Raw genomic sequence first — 568 nt, 5'->3', positions numbered from 1 at the left:
GCGACACCGCGTCCGGGTAGTGCTGCGCTTCCTCGTTGAGGAAGTTCATCGAGTTCAGCGCCGGGTCGCCGACACTGCCGTGCAGCGCCGTGACGGCCAGGTCGACCGGTTCCACGTCAGCCTCCGATCCGGGTGCGCAGCCGCCGGGCCGAGGCCGGGTCCGGGCAGCCGCTGAGGATGAGCGCGTCGCGCAGTTCCGCCGCGAGCAGCGCGAGCGCCGCCTCGGCGCCGGCCCGGCCACCGGCGGCCAGGGCCCAGAGCAGCGGCCGGCCCAGCAGCACGCCGTCCGCGCCGAGCGCCAGCGCGCGCAGCACGTCGACGCCGCCGCGGACGCCGCTGTCCAGCAGCACCGCGCACCGCTCGTCGACCGCCTCGACCACCTCGGGCAGCACGCTCGCGCTGGCCGGGGCGGCGTCGAGCTGCCGTCCGCCGTGGTTGGAGACCACCACGGCGTCCACGCCGGCGTCCGCCGCGCGGACCGCGTCGCGCGCGTCCAGGATGCCCTTGACCAGCAACGGCACCCGGGTACGCTCCCGCAGCCACTCCAGGTCCGCCCAGCTCAGCGCCG

General features: G+C 76.9%; 1 protein-coding gene. It reads right to left on the bottom strand.

The genetic code is table 11. The features are described 5' to 3' along the window. Window positions 1-116: 116 nt before the first annotated feature. On the bottom strand, window positions 117-568 hold a 452-nt coding region (locus MCBG_RS02845; RefSeq protein ID WP_043323657.1), incomplete at its 5' end, for an alpha-hydroxy acid oxidase.

Origin of the sequence: Micromonospora sp. M42 (genome assembly GCF_000568915.1) — a bacterium.
Taxonomy (GTDB): Bacteria; Actinomycetota; Actinomycetes; order Mycobacteriales; family Micromonosporaceae; genus Micromonospora; species Micromonospora chalcea.
The sequence above is the reverse complement of the archived record's forward strand: the minus strand, read 5'-3'. Positions and strand labels throughout refer to the sequence as shown.